At 55.9% G+C, this 3,403-nt stretch carries 3 protein-coding genes; all 3 read left to right on the forward strand.

Annotated elements, in window-relative coordinates; all coding sequences use genetic code 11:
* Positions 1–1,851: phage terminase large subunit family protein (locus tag E4K64_RS39245; protein ID WP_209312016.1), on the forward strand; the 1,851-nt coding region annotated here is incomplete at its 5' end.
* Complete coding sequence (locus tag E4K64_RS39250) at positions 1,848–2,054, forward strand: phage head-tail joining protein (RefSeq protein WP_000198149.1); 207 nt, start codon at positions 1,848–1,850, stop codon at positions 2,052–2,054. The genes E4K64_RS39245 and E4K64_RS39250, both read left to right, overlap by 4 nt.
* Positions 2,051–3,403: phage portal protein (locus E4K64_RS39255; protein ID WP_135167610.1), on the forward strand; the 1,353-nt coding region annotated here is incomplete at its 3' end. The genes E4K64_RS39250 and E4K64_RS39255, both read left to right, overlap by 4 nt.

Raw genomic sequence — 3,403 nt, forward strand, 5'->3', positions numbered from 1 at the left:
GAGCCACAGACCGCCGTTGAATGGGCGGATGCTAATTACTATCTCCCGAAAGAATCCGCATACCAGGAAGGGCGCTGGGAAACACTGCCCTTTCAGCGGGCCATCATGAATGCGATGGGCAGCGACTACATCCGTGAGGTGAATGTGGTGAAGTCTGCCCGTGTCGGTTATTCCAAAATGCTGCTGGGTGTTTATGCCTACTTTATAGAGCATAAGCAGCGCAACACCCTTATCTGGTTGCCGACGGATGGTGATGCCGAGAACTTTATGAAAACCCACGTTGAGCCGACTATTCGTGATATTCCGTCGCTGCTGGCGCTGGCCCCGTGGTATGGCAAAAAGCACCGGGATAACACGCTCACCATGAAGCGTTTCACTAATGGGCGTGGCTTCTGGTGCCTGGGCGGTAAAGCGGCAAAAAACTACCGTGAAAAGTCGGTGGATGTGGCGGGTTATGATGAACTTGCTGCTTTTGATGATGATATTGAACAGGAAGGCTCTCCGACGTTCCTGGGTGACAAGCGTATTGAAGGCTCGGTCTGGCCAAAGTCCATCCGTGGCTCCACGCCAAAAGTGAGAGGCACCTGTCAGATTGAGCGTGCAGCCAGTGAATCCCCGCATTTTATGCGTTTTCATGTTGCCTGCCCGCATTGCGGGGAGGAGCAGTATCTTAAATTTGGCGACAAAGAGACGCCGTTTGGCCTCAAATGGACGCCGGATGACCCCTCCAGCGTGTTTTATCTCTGCGAGCATAATGCCTGCGTCATCCGCCAGCAGGAGCTGGACTTTACTGATGCCCGTTATATCTGCGAAAAGACCGGGATCTGGACCCGTGATGGCATTCTCTGGTTTTCGTCATCCGGTGAAGAGATTGAGCCACCTGACAGTGTGACCTTTCACATCTGGACAGCGTACAGCCCGTTCACCACCTGGGTGCAGATTGTCAAAGACTGGATGAAAACGAAAGGGGATACGGGAAAACGTAAAACCTTCGTAAACACCACGCTCGGTGAGACGTGGGAGGCGAAAATTGGCGAACGTCCGGATGCTGAAGTGATGGCAGAGCGGAAAGAGCATTATTCAGCGCCCGTTCCTGACCGTGTGGCTTACCTGACCGCCGGTATCGACTCCCAGCTGGACCGCTACGAAATGCGCGTATGGGGATGGGGGCCGGGTGAGGAAAGCTGGCTGATTGACCGGCAGATTATTATGGGCCGCCACGACGATGAACAGACGCTGCTGCGTGTGGATGAGGCCATCAATAAAACCTATACCCGCCGGAATGGTGCAGAAATGTCGATATCCCGTATCTGCTGGGATACTGGCGGGATTGACCCGACCATTGTGTATGAACGCTCGAAAAAACATGGGCTGTTCCGGGTGATCCCCATTAAAGGGGCATCCGTCTACGGAAAGCCGGTGGCCAGCATGCCACGTAAGCGAAACAAAAACGGGGTTTACCTTACCGAAATCGGTACGGATACCGCGAAAGAGCAGATTTATAACCGCTTCACACTGACGCCGGAAGGGGATGAACCGCTTCCCGGTGCCGTTCACTTCCCGAATAACCCGGATATTTTTGATCTGACCGAAGCGCAGCAGCTGACTGCTGAAGAGCAGGTCGAAAAATGGGTGGATGGCAGGAAAAAAATACTGTGGGACAGCAAAAAGCGACGCAATGAGGCACTCGACTGCTTCGTTTATGCGCTGGCGGCGCTGCGCATCAGTATTTCCCGCTGGCAGCTGGATCTCAGTGCGCTGCTGGCGAGCCTGCAGGAAGAGGATGGTGCAGCAACCAACAAGAAAACACTGGCAGATTACGCCCGTGCCTTATCCGGAGAGGATGAATGACGCGACAGGAAGAACTTGCCGCTGCCCGTGCGGCACTGCATGACCTGATGACAGGTAAACGGGTGGCAACAGTACAGAAAGACGGACGAAGGGTGGAGTTTACGGCCACTTCCGTGTCTGACCTGAAAAAATATATTGCAGAGCTGGAAGTGCAGACCGGCATGACACAGCGACGCAGGGGACCTGCAGGATTTTATGTATGAAAACGCCCACCATTCCCACCCTTCTGGGGCCGGACGGCATGACATCGCTGCGCGAATATGCCGGTTATCACGGCGGTGGCAGCGGATTTGGAGGGCAGTTGCGGTCGTGGAACCCACCGAGTGAAAGTGTGGATGCAGCCCTGTTGCCCAACTTTACCCGTGGCAATGCCCGCGCAGACGATCTGGTACGCAATAACGGCTATGCCGCCAACGCCATCCAGCTGCATCAGGATCATATCGTCGGGTCTTTTTTCCGGCTCAGTCATCGCCCAAGCTGGCGCTATCTGGGCATCGGGGAGGAAGAAGCCCGTGCCTTTTCCCGCGAGGTTGAAGCGGCATGGAAAGAGTTTGCCGAGGATGACTGCTGCTGCATTGACGTTGAGCGAAAACGCACGTTTACCATGATGATTCGGGAAGGTGTGGCCATGCACGCCTTTAACGGTGAACTGTTCGTTCAGGCCACCTGGGATACCAGTTCGTCGCGGCTTTTCCGGACACAGTTCCGGATGGTCAGCCCGAAGCGCATCAGCAACCCGAACAATACCGGCGACAGCCGGAACTGCCGTGCCGGTGTGCAGATTAATGACAGCGGTGCGGCGCTGGGATATTACGTCAGCGAGGACGGGTATCCTGGCTGGATGCCGCAGAAATGGACATGGATACCCCGTGAGTTACCCGGCGGGCGCGCCTCGTTCATTCACGTTTTTGAACCCGTGGAGGACGGGCAGACTCGCGGTGCAAATGTGTTTTACAGCGTGATGGAGCAGATGAAGATGCTCGACACGCTGCAGAACACGCAGCTGCAGAGCGCCATTGTGAAGGCGATGTATGCCGCCACCATTGAGAGTGAGCTGGATACGCAGTCAGCGATGGATTTTATTCTGGGCGCGAACAGTCAGGAGCAGCGGGAAAGGCTGACCGGCTGGATTGGTGAAATTGCCGCGTATTACGCCGCAGCGCCGGTCCGGCTGGGAGGCGCAAAAGTACCGCACCTGATGCCGGGTGACTCACTGAACCTGCAGACGGCTCAGGATACGGATAACGGCTACTCCGTGTTTGAGCAGTCACTGCTGCGGTATATCGCTGCCGGGCTGGGTGTCTCGTATGAGCAGCTTTCCCGGAATTACGCCCAGATGAGCTACTCCACGGCACGGGCCAGTGCGAACGAGTCGTGGGCGTACTTTATGGGGCGGCGAAAATTCGTCGCATCCCGTCAGGCGAGCCAGATGTTTCTGTGCTGGCTGGAAGAGGCCATCGTTCGCCGCGTGGTGACGTTACCTTCAAAAGCGCGCTTCAGTTTTCAGGAAGCCCGCAGTGCCTGGGGGAACTGCGACTGGATAGGCTCCGGT

It is taken from the genome of Bradyrhizobium frederickii (genome assembly GCF_004570865.1).
GTDB classification, from domain to species: Bacteria; Pseudomonadota; Alphaproteobacteria; order Rhizobiales; family Xanthobacteraceae; genus Bradyrhizobium; species Bradyrhizobium frederickii.